15 protein-coding genes and 3 pseudogenes are annotated in these 20,268 nt (G+C 59.3%); 8 read left to right on the top strand and 10 right to left on the bottom strand.

Features of this window, described 5'->3' with window-relative positions; all coding sequences use genetic code 11:
* Positions 1-195, top strand: a pseudogene (locus FYM52_RS13465) (IS5/IS1182 family transposase); the annotation flags it as partial.
* Positions 196-318: 123 nt separating this feature from the next.
* On the opposite strand, the gene copD reads toward FYM52_RS13465, so the two are convergent.
* The 4 genes from copD to FYM52_RS13485 all read right to left on the bottom strand — a co-directional run bounded on the left by copD (position 319) and on the right by FYM52_RS13485 (position 4,723).
* Positions 319-1,245, bottom strand: a complete 927-nt coding sequence (gene copD, locus FYM52_RS13470; RefSeq protein WP_043387573.1) for a copper homeostasis membrane protein CopD — start codon at positions 1,243-1,245, stop codon at positions 319-321.
* A 4-nt stretch (positions 1,246-1,249) separates the two neighbouring features.
* Complete coding sequence (copC, locus tag FYM52_RS13475; protein ID WP_154164475.1) at positions 1,250-1,636, bottom strand: copper homeostasis periplasmic binding protein CopC; 387 nt, start codon at positions 1,634-1,636, stop codon at positions 1,250-1,252.
* 110 nt (positions 1,637-1,746) lie between these two features.
* On the bottom strand, positions 1,747-2,718 hold the full coding sequence (locus FYM52_RS13480) for a copper resistance protein B (protein ID WP_179954953.1): 972 nt from the start codon (positions 2,716-2,718) through the stop codon (positions 1,747-1,749).
* Between the two features lie 25 nt (positions 2,719-2,743).
* Complete coding sequence (locus FYM52_RS13485) at positions 2,744-4,723, bottom strand: copper resistance system multicopper oxidase (RefSeq protein ID WP_043387571.1); 1,980 nt, start codon at positions 4,721-4,723, stop codon at positions 2,744-2,746.
* Between the two features lie 365 nt (positions 4,724-5,088).
* On the opposite strand from FYM52_RS13485, the gene FYM52_RS13490 reads away from it, so the two are divergent.
* Both FYM52_RS13490 and FYM52_RS13495 read left to right on the top strand, forming a co-directional pair.
* Entirely contained in the window at positions 5,089-5,772 is a 684-nt protein-coding gene (locus FYM52_RS13490) for a heavy metal response regulator transcription factor (RefSeq protein WP_154164476.1), read from the top strand.
* Positions 5,773-7,176, top strand: a complete 1,404-nt coding sequence (locus FYM52_RS13495) for a heavy metal sensor histidine kinase (protein ID WP_162524725.1) — start codon at positions 5,773-5,775, stop codon at positions 7,174-7,176.
* Positions 7,177-7,216: 40 nt separating this feature from the next.
* On the opposite strand, the gene FYM52_RS13500 is transcribed toward FYM52_RS13495, so the two are convergent.
* On the bottom strand, positions 7,217-7,501 hold the full coding sequence (locus FYM52_RS13500) for a heavy-metal-associated domain-containing protein (protein ID WP_154164477.1): 285 nt from the start codon (positions 7,499-7,501) through the stop codon (positions 7,217-7,219).
* Between the two features lie 150 nt (positions 7,502-7,651).
* On the opposite strand from FYM52_RS13500, the gene tnpB reads away from it, so the two are divergent.
* Positions 7,652-8,359 (top strand): IS66 family insertion sequence element accessory protein TnpB, encoded by a 708-nt coding sequence (tnpB, locus tag FYM52_RS13505; RefSeq protein ID WP_162524726.1) that lies wholly within the window; start codon positions 7,652-7,654, stop codon positions 8,357-8,359.
* A 76-nt stretch (positions 8,360-8,435) separates the two neighbouring features.
* On the top strand, positions 8,436-9,986 hold the full coding sequence (locus FYM52_RS13510; protein WP_031757192.1) for an IS66 family transposase: 1,551 nt from the start codon (positions 8,436-8,438) through the stop codon (positions 9,984-9,986).
* Between the two features lie 22 nt (positions 9,987-10,008).
* Here the strand turns inward: FYM52_RS13510 and cadR are convergent, their stop codons facing one another.
* Entirely contained in the window at positions 10,009-10,428 is a 420-nt protein-coding gene (cadR, locus tag FYM52_RS13515) for a Cd(II)/Pb(II)-responsive transcriptional regulator (RefSeq protein ID WP_010791743.1), read from the bottom strand.
* A 46-nt stretch (positions 10,429-10,474) separates the two neighbouring features.
* On the opposite strand from cadR, the gene FYM52_RS13520 reads away from it, so the two are divergent.
* On the top strand, positions 10,475-11,584 hold the full coding sequence (locus FYM52_RS13520) for a cation transporter (RefSeq protein ID WP_072632770.1): 1,110 nt from the start codon (positions 10,475-10,477) through the stop codon (positions 11,582-11,584).
* Positions 11,585-11,872: 288 nt separating this feature from the next.
* Positions 11,873-12,217: a DUF4148 domain-containing protein gene (locus FYM52_RS13525; protein WP_003052298.1), complete on the top strand. Its 345-nt coding sequence runs from the start codon at positions 11,873-11,875 to the stop codon at positions 12,215-12,217.
* Between the two features lie 430 nt (positions 12,218-12,647).
* On the opposite strand, the pseudogene FYM52_RS13530 reads toward FYM52_RS13525, so the two are convergent.
* Positions 12,648-13,400: pseudogene (locus tag FYM52_RS13530) on the bottom strand (IS3 family transposase); the annotation flags it as partial.
* Positions 13,401-13,462: 62 nt separating this feature from the next.
* On the opposite strand from FYM52_RS13530, the pseudogene FYM52_RS13535 reads away from it, so the two are divergent.
* Positions 13,463-13,990 (top strand): annotated as a pseudogene (locus tag FYM52_RS13535) (IS5 family transposase); the annotation flags it as partial.
* A gap of 271 nt (positions 13,991-14,261) precedes the next feature.
* On the opposite strand, the gene FYM52_RS13540 reads toward FYM52_RS13535, so the two are convergent.
* The 3 genes from FYM52_RS13540 to FYM52_RS13550 are packed head-to-tail and all read right to left on the bottom strand — an operon-like array spanning position 14,262 to position 20,218.
* Positions 14,262-17,381 carry an efflux RND transporter permease subunit gene (locus tag FYM52_RS13540; RefSeq protein ID WP_006226248.1) on the bottom strand — a complete coding sequence of 1,040 codons (3,120 nt, stop codon included), beginning with the start codon at positions 17,379-17,381 and terminating at the stop codon, positions 14,262-14,264.
* Positions 17,378-18,895 carry an efflux RND transporter periplasmic adaptor subunit gene (locus FYM52_RS13545; RefSeq protein WP_043387428.1) on the bottom strand — a complete coding sequence of 506 codons (1,518 nt, stop codon included), beginning with the start codon at positions 18,893-18,895 and terminating at the stop codon, positions 17,378-17,380. The genes FYM52_RS13540 and FYM52_RS13545 overlap by 4 nt, the downstream gene beginning before the upstream one ends.
* Before the next feature lie 15 nt (positions 18,896-18,910).
* Positions 18,911-20,218, bottom strand: coding sequence for a TolC family protein (locus FYM52_RS13550; protein ID WP_171947140.1), 1,308 nt, complete (start codon positions 20,216-20,218; stop codon positions 18,911-18,913).
* Between the last annotated feature and the right edge of the window lie 50 nt (positions 20,219-20,268).

Raw genomic sequence — 20,268 nt, forward strand, 5'->3', positions numbered from 1 at the left:
CGAAGTATCTGGAAACGTTGGATCGGGTATCACCGGCGCAGCTTGGTGGAAACCAAGATGAACTGCATCAAACGATTGGGTGAGCGGCTGATGTCTCGTACCTTTGAGCGACAAGTCAACGAGCTGCACATTCGAGCAGCCATCTTGAATCGATTTACAGAACTGGGCCGTCCTCAGACGGCAGCCGTGGCATAGCCACGGCTGGGGTTTGGGGGAGCTTGGCCTGAAATCGATTTATGCAACAACGCCCCTTCCTATCAGTGTCTACGTCTGCTTAGAGCAGCTCCGCTTCTGCTGTCGGTGGTTGATCTCGGAGGATCAAATTCCTTTTGGGGAAAGAATCCCTAACCAAGCCACACTCGCCAAAACCAGAACTGCCAGTGTTGCTTCCATGAACAGGCTCTGGCGTAGCTTAGCGACTGCTTGTGCATGATTTCCAGAGGTCAACGATGCCTCCAGACTTGGACTTAGCCGGAACCGATTTGCCGCAGCCAAAGCAAGCATTCCGAGAACCAGCATCAGCTTGCCTAACAGCAACTGACCATAGAGTGTCGAAACAAGCGGATCAAGCGAAGGCCCTGCGATCAATACGTAGTTGAGTACACCACTGATCCCCAGAACGACCACGATCAGCGTCCCTACCTGGGCGAAGCCATTTGATGTTCGGCTCAATATTGCTACTGTGTTTGATGCCTTATTCGCACTCGTTACGGCCAAGATCAAAAAGGCGAGTAACGCGCCGACCCATGCACCTGCTGCCCAGAGGTGCGAGATGTCCGAAGCCAGGTGGATGTATCCCCGCATTCCATCGTCCATCGCACCATGACCACTCCAAGCCAGGGTCGCCAGTGCCACACCGCTAGATCCGGACATGGCAACAAAGCGCAACGTGGGATTGAATTTCACAAATGCGATCAAGATGCAAAGCGCTAGCGCAAGAATACGAATGCACCAAGCAAGGCCCATGTGAGTGCCGGTGATGAGCATCTCGAAGATATGCGTTGACAACTCAGCGTAAGTTTGAGCACCGGACATGGCCTTGGCAAGGACTGTCATGCTGACCACGGACAGGCCAATTCCGAATGCTGAAAATGCACCGACACATATTCGATAGCAGCGCCCAATTGCCAAGGATCGCTCGTCATGGCCAAGGGCATAAACGCCAAACATGGCGACGCCAAAGGCCGCTGCCATGTCCAGATACAGCGCAAGGCGCAATACGATGGTGAACCAATCCTCGGCCATTTGCTTACTTCACCTGGAATGTGACGTTGCCATTGATAGGGTGTGTGTCTGACGACACTGCACGCCAATCCACGCGATAGGCACCGGGTTGAAGCGTCTGAGCGGGAGTAATGACCATGGTTTTGCCATCGCTAGCGCCAGAGACGCTTGCGCTGACCTTCATTGCGCCGTGGTTCGGCATTCCGGGCATCCCCGTCATGATCAAGTTCGCTGCCGAGAACTGAGGAATCAGCGTCTCAGAGAACTTCAACTCAATCGTGGCAGGTGCCGCGACCTGCGACTTATCCGCAGGAGAGGAGGAAACTAACGAAGGATGTGCAAATGCTGCGGAAGCGAACAGTGTTGCGGCAATTGGCGCGATGAACTTAGCGACCAGGTTTGAGCGGTTCATGAGAGACTCCTATCGAAGTGTGATGGTGGTTTGAAAACAGATGTCGAATCTAGGTCTGTAGAGTTGGCGCTCCTAAGGACGCGCCAACTAGGAAGGGGACATTGGTCTGGCTAGAACCAGAAGCGGACACCGGCCACCCAACGTGTTTGCTGCGCACGGCCACCGTCGGCACGAACGAGATCTGCGGTTCGCCCGAAACTTCCCGCACGTTCCACTCCGATATATGGAGCGAACTGACGGCTGAACTCGTAGCGCAGTCGCAGGCCAGCAGATGCTTCGGCTAGGCCCTTGCCGATATGCCGCTCTGGATCATCCTTGCCGTAAAACTGCATTTCAGCTCTAGGCTCAAGGATCAAGCGTTGAGTCAGCAATAGTTCGTAGCTTGCATTTAGGCGAAGCGCAGTTCTGCCGCCACTGCCAACATAGGCTGTGGCCTCCAGCTCGAACCAGTAAGGGGCTAGGCCCTGTACACCAAATGCCAGCCATTGACGGCTAGGTCCCACGCCGTTGTCTAAGCGCAGACCAAGCTGTGTATCCCAATAGGTTGTGGCAGCACGGCTCCATAGCAGTTCGGTGCGAGACTCTTCGAGCTTTCCTTTGGCGACGTCACCTTCTGCCTTCAAGACAGCTTTGTTGTATGAGGTCCCGTACCATGCTTGCAAGTCATAGGCCGTTGAATCATCACCTCTGCGTGAAAAACGGCGTTCCAGGGTCTCACCACGCAGCGAGGCAAAGGTATGCTCGTCCGCAAGCATCAAGCGCGGGACGCCAGGCACCGCGTAATCGCCCGATCCCAAGGTCAGCCCATTGGAATACCCATGCGGGTCGCGAGCATCTGGAGGTGCGGATCCCCCTTGCATCTGCATGCTGCCGTGATCCATCGCAGGGCCGCTTGCAGCGCTGCCAGTCATAGCACCATGACCTGCATGTGGATCAGCTGCAGTTGTGGCAGGGCTTGCCGGTGCTTCCATTTGCATATCCGCTTGGCCATGCGATGAATGGTCGCTTTGCGCCTGGGCCGCAATACTCACCAGAGCGAGGAGCGCAGTGGACAATGCACGAATAGGGAGTGCTTTGGACATTTTTGATCTTCCTTGTGAGGTTTGTTCAAGACACTACGACTTCGCGGAACATGCCTGCATCCATGTGGAACATCAGGTGGCAATGCCATGCCCAGCGCCCCAGAGCATCTGCCGTCACCAAGAAGCTGATGCGTTGTGCAGGCTGTACTGGCAAGGTGTGTCGACGGGCGAGGAATCGACCATCAGGGCTCTCCAGTTCACTCCACATCCCATGCAAGTGCATAGGGTGAGTCATCATCGTGTCGTTGTGCAGGATGACTCGCAAACGCTCGCCGTGACGGAAGTGAACAGGCGTTGATTGCCCGAACTCCAATCCATCAAGAGACCAGGAATAACGCTCCATATTGCCCGTCAGGTGCAACTCCACCTCTCGTCCAGGACCGCGCGAGTCCATCGGACCTGAAGGTGTATGCAGATCTGCCAAGGTCAGCACCCGTCTGCCGTTATTGCGCAGACCGATACCGGGATCGTCAAGATTGGTGCGGGCCATATCGACTCGCATATCTGTTCTTGCGCCATATTCAGTGCGAGCATGGCGTGCGGTGGTGCTGGGCACTGCCAAGCCTCCAGCAGACTTGGCATGCTGACTATGGTCCATCGCCATACCACCGTGATTCATGCCGGCCATCGCACCATGATCCATGCCGGCCATTGCCCTCGACATACCAGCCATCCCGGCCATACCCGTCATCCCAGACATGCCGCTCATCCCAGACATGCCAGTCATCCCAGACATGCCAGTCATCCCAGACATGCCAGTCATCCCAGACATGCCAGTCATCCCAGACATGCCGGTCATCCCAGACATGCCGGTCATGTCCATGTCGGCTCCGGAACTGCCATGGCTCATGGCGCCCATCATGTCGCTCATACCCAGCCATTCGACGGGATCGAGTGCAGGGACAGGAGCTTGTAGACCTTCGCGCACTGCTAACGTAGCGCGTGCGTAGCCTGTTCGGTCCATCGACTGGGCAAAAATCGTATAGGCGTCATCACGTGGCTCGACAATCACGTCTATGGTTTCGCCAGGGCCGAATCGGAATTCATCGACAGTCACAGGCTCTACGTCGACGCCGTCAACATGCACCACAGTGAGCTTCAGACCCGGAATACGTACGTCATAGAAGGTATTGCCCGCGCCGTTGACCATGCGCAGTCGAACACGCTCGCCCGGGCGGAAAAGAGCAGTCCAATTGCCGGCAGGCGTGACGCCATTTGCGAGGTAGGTCAGGGTCGCAGAAGAGAGGTCGGCTAAATCCGTTGGATTCATGCGCATCTCGTTCCACATCTTGCGCTTGTCTAATGCCGCTGACACGCCATCGCGCGATGCATCACGGAAGAAATCAAAGACCGTGGGCTGGTTGTAGTTGTAGTAGTCGCCCTGAACCTTGAGCTTTGCGAAAACGCGCATGGGGTCTTCGTCAGTCCAATCGGAGAAGAGCACGACATGGTCACGATCTGAACGGATAGTCTCAGGTCCTGCGGGATCGATGATGATCGATCCATACATGCCGGTGAGTTCCTGCATGCCTGAATGTGAGTGATACCAGTAGGAACCGCTTTGCTGGACCTTGAAACGGTAAGTGAACGTCTCTCCTGGAGGGATGCCAGCAAAGCTAATGCCAGGGACCCCGTCCATCTGATAGGGCAAGATAATGCCGTGCCAGTGGATAGAAGTTGCCTCCCGTAGCTTGTTCGTGACGCGAATGGTCACAGTTTCTCCCTCACGCCAGCGCAGGGTAGGCCCAGGAAGAGAACCATTGATGGTGGTCGCCATACCTGGCTTCCCGGTGAAGTTCACCGGGGACTCGGCGATCACCAAATCGAACTCATTGCCACGCAGTACTGGCGCAGCGCCACGCACCGTAGCGCCTTGTTGGGCGAAGGCCATGAGCGACTGTGTCGACAGTCCTGCTAGAACGCCACCTGCGGCTAGCCCCTGAACAAAACGCCGACGAGAGAACCCTTGTGAGGGAGTAACAAGAAATGGCGAACGACGCGGCATAGGGTGAAATCCTCCAGAGTTGTCAAGAAATTCGTTTTCGGCGACGCTGGCTGAAACAACAAGCGCTCGATATGTTTAATATGCTAGGGCCTGCTGAATTTCTGTGGGGTGACTCATTCATTACATTCATGTAATGCTCACGTCATGTTCGGTGCGATGGGCGGCTCCTATCCAGAAATGCCTTCGTTGCAGCTAGAAGGTTCACTCTGGTCGCCACGCTTGATGACTGCCCAGGAAGGAACAACGAGGCAGTGTTGAGCCTTTCTATCGCCAGGATTTCAAGAACATTACATTTTTCTTATCTTCATGTCAGAGGGCGTCAAACTCGGCACACTCTCGAGCGTCTACTGCAGCGGAGCGATTACATGAGGATTTTGATTGTCGAGGATGAGCCTAAAACAGGTGAGTACCTGCGCCAAGGACTAACCGAGGCTGGATACATTGCTGATCTGGTTCCAAATGGTTCAGATGGCTTGCATATGGCTCTGCAAGGTGAATACTCATTGGTGATCTTGGATGTCATGCTGCCGGGACTCAATGGTTGGCAGGTCCTCCAAGCACTCCGTGATCGGGGATTGCATATGCCGGTCCTGTTCCTTACTGCACGGGACCATGTCGAGGATCGCGTCAAAGGGCTCGAGCTCGGTGCAGATGATTACCTGGTGAAGCCGTTTTCGTTTGCAGAGTTACTTGCCAGAGTTCGCATCATTCTTAGACGCGGACATTCGGCCAATGAAGGCACTACTCTGACTGTTGCAGATCTCGAGCTAGACCTACTGCGTCGCCGCGTATCTCGCAGTGGCAAACGTGTTGACCTCACGGCCAAAGAGTTCGGACTCTTGGAGTTGCTGATGCGTCGACATGGTGAAGTGCTTCCACGTTCGTTGATCGCATCGCAGGTATGGGACATGAACTTCGACAGTGACACCAATGTCATCGAGGTGGCCATGCGCCGTCTGCGAGTCAAAATTGACGAAGGCCATTCGATCAAACTGATCCAGACTGTACGGGGAATGGGCTATGTGCTTGAAGTCCCCGAGGAGGAGTAGGTGCAGCATCTCATTCGCAAGGGAAAGCTCTCTTTGACGAGTCGTTTGGCCCTTTTTTTTACGGTTGTTGCGACAGCCGTAGTGCTTGGTTTAGGCGGTCTATTTCTCGTCGTTACAGAAAAGCATTTCGTGGAATTGGACCGAATGACGCTTCAGGACAAGCGCCATTTGATCGAAAAGGTTCTCCAGAACACCAAGTCGGTCGATGATGCTCGTTGGCGTTTAAATGAGGCACTGAACTATCACGAGGATCTTCAGGTCCAAGTGAAGGATGCCCAAGGAGAAACCGTATTTCAATCGCCCGCATCTGGCTTTGCAGTGCCGGATCGCAATTCGACTTTTATCGACAAGGAAGGATCGTTTGAGGTGTGGCGGCACGCAGATGCAGAATTCCACACCTTGAGCTTTGAGACGCTCCCGGCCTACGCACCGTCGCCATTAAAGGTAGTGATCGCTGCAGATACCAAGCATCACATTCAATTCCTCAACGGAATTCGCACAAGCTTTGCTATTTATGTGATCGCAGCAATTTTGCTTTGCTCACTTCTGTCTTGGCTCGCGGCGCGACAAGGGCTAGCACCGCTGCGAGAGATGAAATCACGTGCGGCTGTTGTGACGGGACAGAAGATGAGTGAACGCATGCCGGTCGAGGCTGTACCTGTAGAAATGGCCGATTTGGCGCATGAGCTCAATCGCATGCTGGATCGATTGCAGGACGATTTTCAGCGACTGACAGATTTCGCTTCTGATTTGGCCCATGAACTACGTACGCCCATCAGCAACCTGTTGACGCAGACTCAGGTAGTGCTGGCATCCAAGCGTGATGCCGCGACATACCGAGACATTCTTGCCTCTAATGCCGAAGAGTTTCAGCGCTTAGCACGCATGGTGTCAGACATGTTGTTCCTGGCCAAAACCGAACGGGGCGTGAGCCTACCGCGCAAGGAACAGTTCTCCGCACAGCAAGAAGCGTATGCATTGCTGGAGTTCTATGAGGCTGTAGCGGAAGAAAAGCAAATTCATTTGAGGTTAAATGGTGATGGACTCGTTGATGGTGATCGGCTGATGTTCCATCGTGCTGTGAGTAATTTGCTATCTAATGCTTTGCGCTACACGCCGCAGGCAGGCATGGTCACCATCGACATTGCGGCCTCCGCTTCCTGGACACTTGTCACTGTGGAAAATACAGGGCAGGACATTGATCCCAAAGTCCTGCCCAGGTTATTTGACCGCTTCTACCGAGCTGACCCTTCCAGGGCTCATCCGGACTCAGACGGTAGCGGATTGGGTTTGGCAATCACCCGAGCAATTGTCGAAGCCCATGGAGGCTCCATTACCGCCACGTCAGCCGATGGACGAACTCGCTTCACCTTGAAATTCCCCACTACGCAGCCGACTTCCTAAGCAGATCAGAAAACAGGCTTTTCTTGAAAGCAAGAAGACACTATCCGCAGCAAGATGTCTTTACTGAAGTGGAGTCGCAGCATTTCGTCTGCGGCTTCTCAGCCTTTGCCTGCTCGGCTTCGGCTAACGCCAATAATTCTGGAGTGTATCCAGCGGCCTGGATAGCCAACATGTAGTCGGTGTCGCTCAGATCGCCGGAGACTTGCACCGTTTTATCTCGGGCATTCACTCCGATCTTTGCTTCATCATCGATTGCCAAAATGGAGCGCTGAATCCGCGGGGCACAGGCACCACATTTCATGTCATTGATGCGAAAAATAGCCATTACGTACTCCTTTAAAGCTTGTGGCTAAAGTCTCATCCTTCACATGATGTGAATGTCAAGCATCTAGCTGCACAGTAAGCGTCCGGCAATCCCATCTTGAGATAGACCCAGTGTCGAGGCATCGTGTGCACGATGAACATCACGCACACTATGGCGAACGACACGATCGCCCAGCGCCCCAAGCGGCACTACTACTCCCCGGAACTTAAAGGCCAGATCGTGGCCGAATGCCAGGTCTCCGGCGCGTCAGTGGCCGGCGTAGCGCTTGCACACGGAATCAACGCCAACATCGTTCATCGCTGGATGCGCGAGCAAGCAGACTCCCTGTTGCCAGCGCCCCGGAATGAGTTCGTTGCGCTGAATCTGCCTCCACCAGTTGAACAGCTCCCAGCAACCGAGACCAGCTCGCCGCCCGTGTCGCGTGCGATTCGCGTTGATGTTCGGCGCAGCGCCAGCGTAGTCACCGTGAACTGGCCCCTGGAAGATGCAGCGTCATGTGCAGCGTGGCTGCGCGACTGGCTCCGATGTATCCGCATTGATGCGCTGTGGCTCTCCACCGAGCCGCTGGACATGCGAGCAGGCACCGAGACGGCGCTCGCCCGGGTAGTGGCTGTCTTTGGCGCAGCGCGCCCACACCACGCCTATCTGTTCGCCAATCGACGAGCCAACCGCATGAAGGTGCTGGTGCACGACGGCATCGGTGTCTGGCTGGCGGCCCGGCGCCTGAATAGCGGCAAGTTCGTCTGGCCGCGCGATGCCGCCACCACCGCCACACTCAGCCGAACGCAGTTCGATGCGCTCGTGCTGGGCCTGCCCTGGAAGAACGTCGGCGAGGCTGGAGTCATCACTGTACTTTGAGTGCTCCGGTCGTTGGCCAGGCAATCAGCGCTTGCACCGATGCGCGAATGTGATGTTAGCCGCATCATCTTCTCCCGTGATCACCGCAGACCACCTTGACACCCTGGAGCCGCAGCAGATGCGAGCGGCCCTGCTGTCGTTGATGGGTGAGCTGGCCGAGCGAGACGGCGTGATCGCACGCCAGGGCCAAGAGGCGGTCTTCAAGCAGGCGCAGATCGACAAGCTCACGCACGAGAACGCACTGCTCAAGCGCATGAAGTTCGCCGCACAGTCGGAGCGCTTCAGCGCCGAGCAGAAGAGCCTGCTCGATGAATCGCTGGATGAGGACCTGCAGGCGGTGGCCGATGAGATCGAGCAGGCCACGCCGCCAGTGGCAGGCCGCCAAGACAAGCAAGTCCCCAAACGCGCCCCCCTGCCGGCCAACCTGTCGCGGCGCGAGATCCGCCACGAGCCCGAGTCCACCACCTGCGCCTGCGGTTGCCAGATGAAGCGCATCGGCGAGGACGTGGCCGAGAAGCTGGACTACGCGCCCGGCGTGTTCACGGTGGAGCGCCACATCCGGGGCAAGTGGGCCTGTGCCCAGTGCGAGACGATTCACCAGGTGCCTGTCGATCCTCACATCATCGACAAAGGCATCCCTACCACTGGGCTACTGGCGCAAGTGCTGGTGGCCAAGTACGCCGACCACCTGCCGCTGTACCGCCAGGAAGCGATCTTCGGCCGCGCCGGCCTAGCCATCCCCCGCTCCACGCTGGCGCAATGGGTGGGCTCGTGTGGCGTGCAGTTGCAGCCACTGGTTGACGCCATGAGGACAGAGCTGCTGCAGCGCCGCGTGCTGCATGCCGACGAGACGCCGGTGTCCATGCTCAAGCCGGGCAACGGCAAGGCGCACCGGGCGTACCTATGGGCCTATGCCACGGGCGCCTTCGAGAACATCAAGGCGGTCGTCTACGACTTCTGCGAATCGCGCTCGGGCGAACACGCCCGGCGCTTCCTGGGCGACTGGAGAGGCAGCCTCACCTGTGACGACTTCAGCGGCTACAAGGCCTTGATCGCAAGTGGTGTGACCGAGGTCGGCTGCCTGGCGCACGCGCGGCGCAAGTTCTTCGATTTGCACGCGGCGAACCAAAGCCAGATCGCCGAGGTCGCGCTGCAGCAGTTCGCGCGGGTCTACGAGATCGAGCGTGAGGTCAAGGAGATTGCGACCGATCAGCGCCAAACCATCCGGCAACAACAAACGAAGCCGCTGCTTGATGCCTTGCACCAGTGGATGGTGCTGCAACGCCAGAAGGTGCCGGAAGGCTCGGCAAGCGCCAAAGCGCTGGACTACAGCTTGCGGCGCTGGGAGGCTTTGACCCGGTTCGTCGATGACGGACAGCTGCCCGTGGACAACAACTGGATCGAGAACCAGATTCGGCCGATTGCCATTGGCCGCAACAACTGGCTCTTTGCGGGCAGCCTACGAGCTGGTCAGAGGGCAGCAGCCGTCATGACGCTCATCCAGTCAGCACGACTCAATGGGCATGATCCCTATGCGTATCTCAAGGACGTTTTGGCTCGCTTGCCGACGCAACGGGTTAGCCTGGTTCACGAGTTGCTACCGCATCGTTGGTTCGCACCGAGCTGAATGTCGTTATTTGAGGCTCCGCTCAGCGAACGGTTGGCCAGCTTGCCCCAGTGGCGCTGCGCAGCGATTCAAGTGCACCGCAATCGCCAACGCATACCCCTCCCGCACAGGTACTGCGGATGGCACGCAGTTGCTTGCGCAGCGCCTGCAACTCGGCGATTCGCTGCTCTACCAAGCGCATTTGATCGTCTAGCAAGGCATTGACCTCGTCGCAGGACATGGCGGGGTCGTCCTGCAACTGCAGCAGAGCCCGGATATCGTCGTGCGACATGTCCAGCGAGCGGCACCGAACGATGAAGGCCAACCTGTCGACATGCTGTTGGCCATATTGCCGATAGTTGTTGGCGGCCCGCAGGGGCGCCTGCAGAAGGCCCTCTGCTTCATAAAAGCGCACCGCGGGAACGGAGCACCCTGCCAATGACGATAGTTCACCGATTTTCATATTTGCCTACCTACCGCTTGACTCTACAGCTACTTGAGGGTTTCTAATACGGGACATGAGTACATGTCAAAGCAGTAGCTGCTCGAGCAGTTGCAATTCGCAGACGGTCGACGAGGCCCCAAGCGCCATTGCTTCCGTGGAGAGCACATTTTCAGTTCCGGGAATGGACTGCCCCTCCGAGGAGAACCTCATTCGCATGGCGCTGGGTGGTCTGACCGGGGTTGGGCCGATGACCTTCGATCTGGCCCATCGGCAGCTCCGGGTGGTGCACTCGGGCGAGCCCGCCAGGATCGCCCAGAAGCTGACGCCCCTGAACTTGGGTGCGGTTCTGCTGACAAGCGAGAGGCGCACCGAAGGCGGGCAGTGGAAGACGCGTTTCTCCGTGCCGAAGATGGATTGCCCGTCGGAGGAGAATCTCATTCGGATGGCGCTGGCCGATGCGTCGGCTGTTGCGGCACTGGACTTCGATCTGAAGGACCGTGTACTCACCGTGCAGCATGGGGGAAGTACGCAAGAGCTGCTGGGCCGTCTCATCCCTCTCAACCTCGGCGCGCAAGTGTTGGACAGCGTGCAAAGCGACGAGTCTACGGCCCCAGACGCAGAGGGGAATGCCTCTGAGGCTCGGACCTTAAAGCTGCTGCTCGCTATCAACGGTGCGATGTTTGTCTTTGAGTTGATCGTTGGCCTGATCGCCCAGTCCACAGGTCTCATAGCGGACTCGCTTGACATGTTCGCCGATGCGGCGGTCTACGGACTGGCGCTCTATGCGGTGGGCCGGGCCGCCGCCTTGAAGATGAAGGCAGCGCACATCGCTGGTTGGTTGCAAGTCGTGCTTGCGCTTGGCGCGCTTTTGGAGGTCGTTCGGCGGGCAGTTGTGGGAAGTGAGCCGGCGTCCATGCTCATGATGAGTATCGGGCTGGTCGCATTGATCGCCAACGTCACCTGCCTGGTGCTGATCGCCAAGAAGCGGGATCGGGGCGCCCACATGACGGCAAGCTACATTTTTTCTGCGAATGATGTGATCGCAAACGCGGGGGTGATAGTCGCTGGTGTTTTGGTCGCTTGGACGGGCTCCTCGTACCCTGACCTCGTGATTGGCGCAGTCATTGCGCTGATAGTGCTCAGCGGTGCCCGGCGCATCCTGAACCTCCGATAGCCAATCTAGCGGCATCCCACACCGATGCCTAGCCAAGGTGGGATGGCCGGCCGCTTACGCTGCACAAGCACTGGAGCACGCTGTGTGCGTCAACAACGTTGTTCTTCACTTTTCGTTTTGGGTTTATTGGTGCGAAGATTTGAATAAGAACTGCCCCGAAAAAGCTGACAACAATGTCACCGGACAGTCCTGATTTTGTTGGGCTCCGATTCTTAAGATCAACCCATCTTCTCCTCACCTTGATCAAGGTCCAGGAGATGTGTTCATCAACTGTCTTAGGAGCCAACCATGTCTCAAAACCGCATCTCCATTTCCTCTGTACTCGCAAGCGTTGCTGCCGTTGTCACCCTGGCTCTTCCTGGAATGGCCTCTGCAGCCTACGAGCATCCAGCCAACAATGAACAAGGCGTGATCGTGCATCCGGAGCACTTTGTAAGCCAGAAAACCCGAGCTCAAGTCAAGGCCGAGACTGAAGCTGCCATGAAGCAGGGCCGCCTTTCTTACGGTGAAAGCAATTTCCCCCGTGGAACTCCCGAGACAGGATCGAGCAAAACCCGCGAGCAAGTGATCAACGAAATGCGTAATGAATCGCCAGCTGAGCGAGATGCTCGCCTCCAATCATTTGCAGGCTGATCTCCATCAAAGACGCATGCATCGTGGATGCAGCTCTCTTGCATCTTTGTTCCGATCTACCGCAGAGGTCTCAATCAACAGAGGCCTCTGCATGTAGAACATCAGCTTGAGCAAACTACAAATTGCCCGGAAGAATTTCGGCCCATATGATCGCAATCGTCACACATGGGTTGCCGACACTGGGGTCAACGATGCGCCGACTCAACGAGGTAGATATCGCTATCGAGCATCACGTTGTATGTGTCCTCATCCATTAACTTGAGGATGGGACAGGACACCGCCTTCTTCAGAACTGAGTTGTGCATACGGTGTCGCGCTTCATTCAGACACAGCTTTAGCGTTTGCTCCTAGGATGCGAGTTAACCACTGGCTTGCCGAAGATCTGTAGTGGAGTGCTCCCCGTATTTGAGGACAGGAACCCTCACGTAATTTAACGGGTTGCCATGGCCTTTCGGCGGAACTCGCGTGGCGAGTGATACCGCAGGGCGCTATGGGGGTGGTGCTCGTTGTAGTGCTCGAAGGCGATGGCCAGGTTGCCAATGGCTGTGCGGGCATCGGGCTTAGGCATGAAGTTCACGTAGTCACGCTTCATGGTCCTGACGAACGACTCTGCCATGCCATTGCTCTGGGGACTACTCACTGGTGTATTCACCGGCTCCAGGCCCACATCGCGGGCGAAGCTGCGGGTCAACGCGGCCGTGTATGCTGAACCATTGTCCGAGAGCCATTGGATGGGCCTGTCTGGCAGTGCATTGCCGAAGCGCCGCTCCACGGCAGCCAGCATCACGTCGCGCACATCGTCACCCGTGTAGCCTTATGTGGAGGCCACCCAGCTCATCGCCTCGCGGTCGCAGCAGTCCAGCGCAAACGTCGTGCGCACGGCCTCGCCGTTGTCGCAGCGGAACTCGAAGCCGTCCGAACACCAGCGCTGGTTGCTCGCACCCACCGAGACCCGCCCATCATGGCGGCGCTGCGGTCGCACTGCAGGAGCTCGGCGTTGCAGCAGTAGGCCGTGTGTGCGCATGACCCGGTAGACCCGCTTGACGTTGACCGCAGGCAACCCTTGGCAGGCCCGCTCACGCCGCAGCAGCGCCCAGGCCCGGCGGTAGCCGTAACTGGGCAGGTTCTCGATGGCCGAGCGCAGTTGCTCCACCAGATCCTGATCATCGCTGTGGCGGCGCTGGCTGTTCAAAACTCTGCCGCTGGCGCTGTCTGAAGTACGGCGCCGCGCCTGACAATACGCTCATGAAGCAACAAGACCTCGGCCTGAATCTGAGCAAGCGACGCACGCGCAAAGCGGTATTCTTGGACGAGATGAACCTGGTGGTGCCGTGGTCTGAGTTGCTGGCATTGATTGCTCCGCGCGCACCGCGAGCCAAAACCGGCAGACCTCCGTTCGAGTTGGAGACCATGCTGCGCATTCACTTCGTCCAGCAGTGGTTCGGCCTGTCCGACCTGGCGATGGAAGAAGCCCTCTTCGAGACCGCGCTGTACCGGGAGTTTGTGGGTCTGTCCAGCGTCGAACGTATTCCCGACCGGGTCAGCATCCTGCGCTTTCGCCATCTGCCCGAAGAGCACCAGTTGGCCCAACGCATCCTGGCTACCGTCAACGCCACGCTCACCGACAAAGGTCTGATGCTGCGCGAAGGCACGGTGGTCGATGCCACCCTGATTGCCGCGCCCAGTTCGACCAAGAACAAGGGTGGTGAACGCGACCCCGAGATGCACCAGACCAAGAAGGGGAATCAGTGGCATTTTGGGATGAAAGCCCACCGCCACGGGTGTTTTGAACACCATCCCTAGGGCTACAAAACAACGAAGGTGTCGCAATTCCATGGATCAGTGCCTCAAGATTGAATGCATGAATTGCTTAACCATTGTTCAGGTCACCCCTGACAGAGTGATGAGCAGATGATTATTTTTTTGTAAGGATCAATGCAATAGGAAGTCCTTGCCAGAGAGAAATGCTCCCAGCTTCTGCGCGGGCGGCTTGATCCCTCGCGTCCAGCAGGGCCTCGTCGTGAGGCCCTGCTGGACGGCCAAGTTAGCGCGGCTTACGCATCAGCAGATAGGCAGCCGGAATCACGAACAGCGACAGCAACGGTGCGGTCACCATCCCGCCGAGCATCGGAGCTGCTATGCGGCTCATGACTTCAGAGCCCGTGCCGCTGCTCCAAACAATGGGTACCAGGCCCGCCAAGATGACCGCAACGGTCATCGCTTTTGGGCGCACGCGCAGCACCGCCCCTTCCCGGATCGCATCGAGCAGTTCTTCTCGCGTTGGGTTGCGCCCATCGGGGCAACGTTCCGCCAAGGCCTGCTTCAAATAGATGAGCATCACCACGCCGAACTCCGCCGCCACACCTGCCAGCGCAATGAATCCCACGCCGGTGGCGATGGACAGGTTGTAATTCAGCAGGTACAGGAACCAGATGCCCCCCGTGAGCGCGAAGGGCAAGGTCGCCATGATCAAGCCCGCTTCGTCCACACGCGCGAAGGTCAGGTACAACAGAACGAAGATGATCAACAGGGTGGCAGGCACCACAACCTTCAGGCGTGCATTGGCCCGCTCCATGTATTCGAACTGCCCGGAGTAGGTGATGCTCACACCCGGCTCCAGCTTGACCTGCTGCCCGATGGCATCGCGCAGTTCGTTGGCCACCGAGGCTAGATCACGGCCGCGCACATCGACATAGACCCAACCGGAGGGCCGTGCGTTCTCGCTCTTGAGCATGGGCGGTCCATCGGTGATCGCGATGCGTGCCACGGTCCCCAACGTGATCTGCTGACCCATCGGCGTGAAGATGGGTAGTTCTGCCAGCCGTTGTGGTGAATCACGCCATTCTCGCGCGTAGCGCAGATTGATCGGAAAGCGGGCAAGCCCCTCGACCGTTTCCGAGACGTTTTCGCCACCCACCGCGCCGGCGATGACCGCCTGGACATCGGCGATGTTCAGGCCGTAGCGACCGGCGGCTACGCGGTCGATCTGAACATCCACGTAGCGCCCGCCCGTCAAGCGCTCCGCGAGTGACGACGTCACGCCGGGAATGCCCTTGGCGACCTGTTCGACCTCTGCAGCGATGCGATCGATCACGCCCAGGTCGTTGCCGGTCACCTTCACCCCGATCGGGCTCTTGATGCCGGTAGCCAGCATGTCGATGCGATTGCGGATGGGGGGAATCCAGATGTTGGACAGGCCCGGGATCTTCACGGCACGATCCAGCTCTTCCACGAGCTTCTCGGGCGTCATGCCTGGACGCCATTGCTCCCTGGGCTTGAGCTTCACCGTGGTCTCGAACATCTCCAGGGGCGCCGGATCGGTCGCAGTTTCGGCCCGTCCTGCCTTGCCGAACACCTTGTCCACTTCAGGTACGGTCTTGATCATGCGGTTGCTCAGCTGCAGCAACTCCGTGGCGCGCTGCGCCGAGAGTCCCGGCAGGGCCGAGGGCATGTAGAGCAGGTCCCCTTCGTCCAACCTCGGCAGAAACTCACCGCCGAGCCGCGCCAAGGGCCAGGCCGTGGTCGCCAAGGCCAGCACGGCGATCAGCAGCGTCGCCTTGGGCCGGCGCAGTACCCACTCCAGTGCTGGCCGGTAGGCTGCAATCAGGATGCGGGTGATGGGGTTCTTCTGCTCATCCGGGATACGCCCGCGAATCCAGTAGCCCATGAGTACGGGAATCAGCGTCACCGACAGCCCTGCGGCCGCGGCCATCGCGTAGGTCTTGGTGAACGCCAGCGGGCCGAACAGCCGGCCTTCCTGCGCTTCTAGGGTGAAGACCGGGATGAACGAGAGCGTGATGATGAGCAGCGAGAAGAAGAGCGCAGGACCGACTTCCTCCGCGGCCTGTGTGATCACGTCCCACCGTTCCTTGCCCTGCAGCCGTTGATCTGGGTGCGCGTGCTGCCAAGCCTCCAGCTTCTTGTGGGCGTTCTCGATCATCACCACCGCTGCATCCACCATCGCCCCCACGGCGATGGCAATCCCCCCCAGCGACATGATGTTGGCGTTGATGCCCTGGTAGCGCATGACAAGGAATGCCGTCATCACGCCCAGCGGGAGGGAAATGATGGCCACCAACGCAGAGCGAAGATGCCAAAGGAACAGTGCGCAGACCAGCGCCACCACCAGAAACTCTTCGCCCAGCTTGGTCGTGAGATTGCGAATGGCCCGCTCGATCAGCGCGCTGCGGTCGTAGGTGGTGACGATCTCGACGCCCGGCGGCAGGCTGCCCTGCAGCTCCGCGAGCTTGGCCTTGACGGCAGCGATCGTCTCCTGGGCATTCTTGCCGGAGCGCAGCACCACCACGCCGCCGGCGACCTCGCCTTCTCCGTCGAGTTCGGCAATGCCACGCCGCATCTCCGGGCCTATCTGGAGCGTCGCCACATCCCCCAGCCGCACCGGCACACCGCCGCGTGCCGTCAAGGGGATCTCCCGGAACTCGTCCAGGGTCTTGAGGTAGCCGCTCGCGCGGACCATGTACTCCGCGCCTGACAATTCCAGGACGGAGCCGCCGGTCTCCTGGTTGGCCCCCATCAGGGCATCGCGGACTTGAGCCTGACTGAGGCCATAGGACGCCAACTTGATCGGGTCGAGCACGACCTGGTACTGCTTGACCATGCCCCCCACCGATGCCACCTCGGCCACGTTGGGCAGGCTCTTGAGTTCGAACTTCAGGAACCAGTCCTGCAACGCACGCAGTTGCGCCAGATCGTTCTTGCCCGTGCGATCCACGAGCGCGTACTGGAAGATCCAGCCGACGCCTGTGGCGTCCGGACCCAGGGCCGGCTTCGCCGTGGCGGGCAATCGGCCCTGGACCTGGTTCAGGTATTCCAGTACCCGTGAGCGGGCCCAGTACAGGTCGGTTCCGTCCTCGAACAAGACATAGACGAACGAGTCGCCAAAGAACGAGAAGCCGCGCACGGTCTTGGCCCCTGGCACCGACAGCATGGTGGTGGCCAACGGGTAGGTGACCTGGTTCTCGACGATCTGCGGCGCCTGTCCTGGGTAGTTGGTGCGAATGATGACCTGCACGTCTGACAAGTCCGGCAGCGCATCCACGGGCGTGCTGCGAACGCCCCACACGCCCCATGCCGTGAGCATGGCGGTGGCCAGCAGCACCAGGAAGCGATTGGCCACCGACCATCGAATCAGTTTGGCGATCATGGCTGCACCTTTTCGATGGCGGTGATCACGTAGCCCTCACCTTGCTTGGAGAAGGTGAATCGCACCTGCTGCCGAACCGAAAGACCCTCGGCGAGCTGCGGGCTGCTCAGCTTGAAGCCCATGGTCATGGCCGGCCATTGGAGGGCTGGCACGGCCTCGTGCGCCAGCGTCAGCTCGGTGGGCGACATCTCCTCGATCACGCCGCGCACCACGAAAGCGTTGGTGGCCGCGGCCGGTGGCGACGATGTGCCGTGCCCGTTGTGCGGCGATGCAGGTGCGGACGCCGCGGCACCTGCAGGCAGCACGCCCCGCAGGCTGGCTTCCGAATCGATCAGGAACTGCGCCGAGGCCACCACCTGCTGTCCCGCCGCGAGCCCGCCGTTGACCACCAGTTGATCGCCTACCTCCGCGCCCACCTGGACCTCCACGGGATGGAACTTGCCGGGTCCATCGACCACATAGGCCAGTGCGCGCTTGCCGGTGCGGATGACCGCTTCGCTGGGAACAAGCAGCGCGGGCTGTTCGTTGCCTTTGAGCGCGATCTGGCCGGACATGCCGGCCTTCAGGCGCTGGCCGGGATTGGCCATTTCAAGCCGCACTCGCACCGTACGGGTGTCGCGGTTGGCTTCGGGCAGGATGCTCACGATGCGCGCCTGGAGCACTTCACCGGGAAACGCCGCCAGCCGGACCTGCGCCGTTTGGCCGACCTGCAATGGTCCGCTTTGTGCTTCGGGGACGGCCGCTTCGATCCACACCGTGGCCAAGCCATTCACCCTGGCCAGGCTTTCCCCGGCGGAAACCGTCATGCCCTGGCGCACCATCAGTTCGGCCACCAAGCCGCCTTGAGGTGTTGTGACCGTGTACAGCCCCTTGGGCTCGCCTGTGCGCTCCACCTGGGCGATCAGGGCTTGCGGCATGCCGAGCAGCAGCAGCCGTTGGCGGGCAGCTGCGGTCAACGGTGCGTCGCCCATCGCGCGAACCGAGAGAAACTCGCGCTGTGCGGCGATCCACTCCGGCAGCAATAGGTCAGCCAGCGGTGCCCCTGCTGCGATCACGTCGCCCGCAGCCCGTGCGTAGACACGCTCGACGAAGCCAGCGGTCCGCGCCTGCACGATGCTGACGTCGCGGTCGTTGAGCAGCACGGTGCCCACGACGTTCACATCTGCGCCGATCTTGCCTTGCAGGACTTCGGCTGTACGCAGCCCCAGGGCTTGCACCGCTTGCGCCGACACGCTGAGGCCCGTGCTGTCTTGCGTGTCTTCATCCGCGTACTTCGGCATCAACGGCATGTCCATGTAGGGCGACTTGCCGGGCTTGTCGAACTTCTGGGTCGGCACCATCGGGTCGTACCAATACAGCACCTTGCGCTCGGTCGGAGCGCTTGCAACGGTGATGTTGGCAGCGGGGGAGCCGCTGAGGTGGCCGGCGCGCCATTGGGGGACGCCCCATCCAACGGCAATACCGGCAGCAACCAGCGTCAAGCCGGCAAGGATGTTTCTCGAAGAGGTATTCATGGCGAGGGTCTCCACTCAGTCCGCGATCAGGCTGTTCAGTCGGGCGACGAGGCTGTCGCGCTGCGCTCCGAGGTCGATCAGACGCATGCGCGTCTCCAGCACCTGGGCGCGTGCACTGAGCACAGCGCTCAGGTCCCCCTTGGCGGATCGGTAGTTGCTCAACGCAAGCGCCGCTCGGTTCCGTACCAGCTGCAAGCCGGCGGTCTGCAGGCGGTCGATCTGGCTGTTCAACGCTTGGAGTTCGGCGGCGCTGTCGTCCAACTCCTGCAAATGTCGCCGCGCCACGTCTTCGCGTTCGGCGTCCAGACGCTCCAACTCGTGCCGTTTTGCCTCGATCATGGGCACTTGGCGTCGATCTTTCTGCCAAGGCAGATCGAATGTCACCTGAAATGACACCATGTCGCCCCATCGGCGATCACGCCGGCTATAGGCTATCTCCCAGGCCCAATCGCCGCGGGTCTCTGATTGGGCTTCGCGGGACTCGGCCCGGGCCATGCTTTGCATCGCCGGATAGAGTTCAAGCTCCGCGTGATTCGCCAGTTCTGTGCGCAGTTGCGCGACGGGGCGAGTGAGCGGGCCTGGATCGCCTTGCAGTGCTTCGTCGGCCCTGGAGCCCACCCAGCGCCGCAATGCGGCCCTGGCCTTGGCCCGGTCCCGCTGTAGATCGTCACGGCGGTCCGTGAGTGTCAGCGCCTCCTGTTGCGCGACCAACAGGTCGCCAGCCTGGGCGGTGCCGCCGGCGACGCGAGCGGGGAGACTGTCTTGCAGGCGCTGGTTCTCCGCGAGCAGTTCCGTCAGCAGTATCTCCCGTTGCTCCACCGCCTGCGCGGCGATCCACGCCAGGCTGAGTTCCTGGCGGATCTGCAATCGCTGCAAAACCAGCGCCGCGCGTTCTCGATCCACACGCGCCTGCGCGCTGGCGACCTGGGCGTCGCGCTTGGCCCTGTTGGGCACTTCCTGCATGAGCGCCAAGCGCTGCATCGTCATGGATTCGCGCGTCATGCTCCAGCGATCCATGCCGCTGATGGGGTAGTTTTCGATGCCGAGCGAGAGCTTGGGATCGGGCAGCGAGCCTGCTGCCTTCTGCACGGATTCGGCGACGTTAACCTGCAACTGCTGCGCGCTTATGCGCGGGCTCTGCTGCTCCGCGATAAGGCGTGCCTCAGCAAAATCGAGGGCGTAGGCTACAGGCGAAACAAGCGCACTGCCCGCCAATGCGATGCTGATAGCTTTCAGACGATGCAATCGCATCGAGGCCGGCGTTGTGCCTCGGCCGTACGCCGACGGGCGCCCCTCGGGGGCGCCAAAAAAGGGAGTAAACATGGTTGTCCTCGGAATTGGTATTCACGAAATCACGTGGTCTGCCGCATCGG

Source organism: Comamonas sp. CAH-2, from assembly GCF_009668305.1.
GTDB classification, from domain to species: domain Bacteria; phylum Pseudomonadota; class Gammaproteobacteria; order Burkholderiales; family Burkholderiaceae_C; genus Comamonas; species Comamonas aquatica.

What these genes read in the sequence shown, in the direction of transcription:
- FYM52_RS13545 (WP_043387428.1), bottom strand. Translation starts at nt 18,895, where the DNA reads ATGAATACCTCTTCGAGAAACATCCTTGCCGGCTTGACGCTGGTTGCT.
- tnpB (WP_162524726.1), top strand. Translation starts at nt 7,652, where the DNA reads ATGGCGAACGACACGATCGCCCAGCGCCCCAAGCGGCACTACTACTCC.
- copD (WP_043387573.1), bottom strand. Translation starts at nt 1,245, where the DNA reads ATGGCCGAGGATTGGTTCACCATCGTATTGCGCCTTGCGCTGTATCTG.
- FYM52_RS13500 (WP_154164477.1), bottom strand. Translation starts at nt 7,501, where the DNA reads ATGGCTATTTTTCGCATCAATGACATGAAATGTGGTGCCTGTGCCCCG.
- FYM52_RS13485 (WP_043387571.1), bottom strand. Translation starts at nt 4,723, where the DNA reads ATGCCGCGTCGTTCGCCATTTCTTGTTACTCCCTCACAAGGGTTCTCT.
- cadR (WP_010791743.1), bottom strand. Translation starts at nt 10,428, where the DNA reads ATGAAAATCGGTGAACTATCGTCATTGGCAGGGTGCTCCGTTCCCGCG.
- FYM52_RS13480 (WP_179954953.1), bottom strand. Translation starts at nt 2,718, where the DNA reads ATGTCCAAAGCACTCCCTATTCGTGCATTGTCCACTGCGCTCCTCGCT.
- FYM52_RS13490 (WP_154164476.1), top strand. Translation starts at nt 5,089, where the DNA reads ATGAGGATTTTGATTGTCGAGGATGAGCCTAAAACAGGTGAGTACCTG.
- FYM52_RS13550 (WP_171947140.1), bottom strand. Translation starts at nt 20,218, where the DNA reads ATGTTTACTCCCTTTTTTGGCGCCCCCGAGGGGCGCCCGTCGGCGTAC.
- copC (WP_154164475.1), bottom strand. Translation starts at nt 1,636, where the DNA reads ATGAACCGCTCAAACCTGGTCGCTAAGTTCATCGCGCCAATTGCCGCA.
- FYM52_RS13525 (WP_003052298.1), top strand. Translation starts at nt 11,873, where the DNA reads ATGTCTCAAAACCGCATCTCCATTTCCTCTGTACTCGCAAGCGTTGCT.
- FYM52_RS13540 (WP_006226248.1), bottom strand. Translation starts at nt 17,381, where the DNA reads ATGATCGCCAAACTGATTCGATGGTCGGTGGCCAATCGCTTCCTGGTG.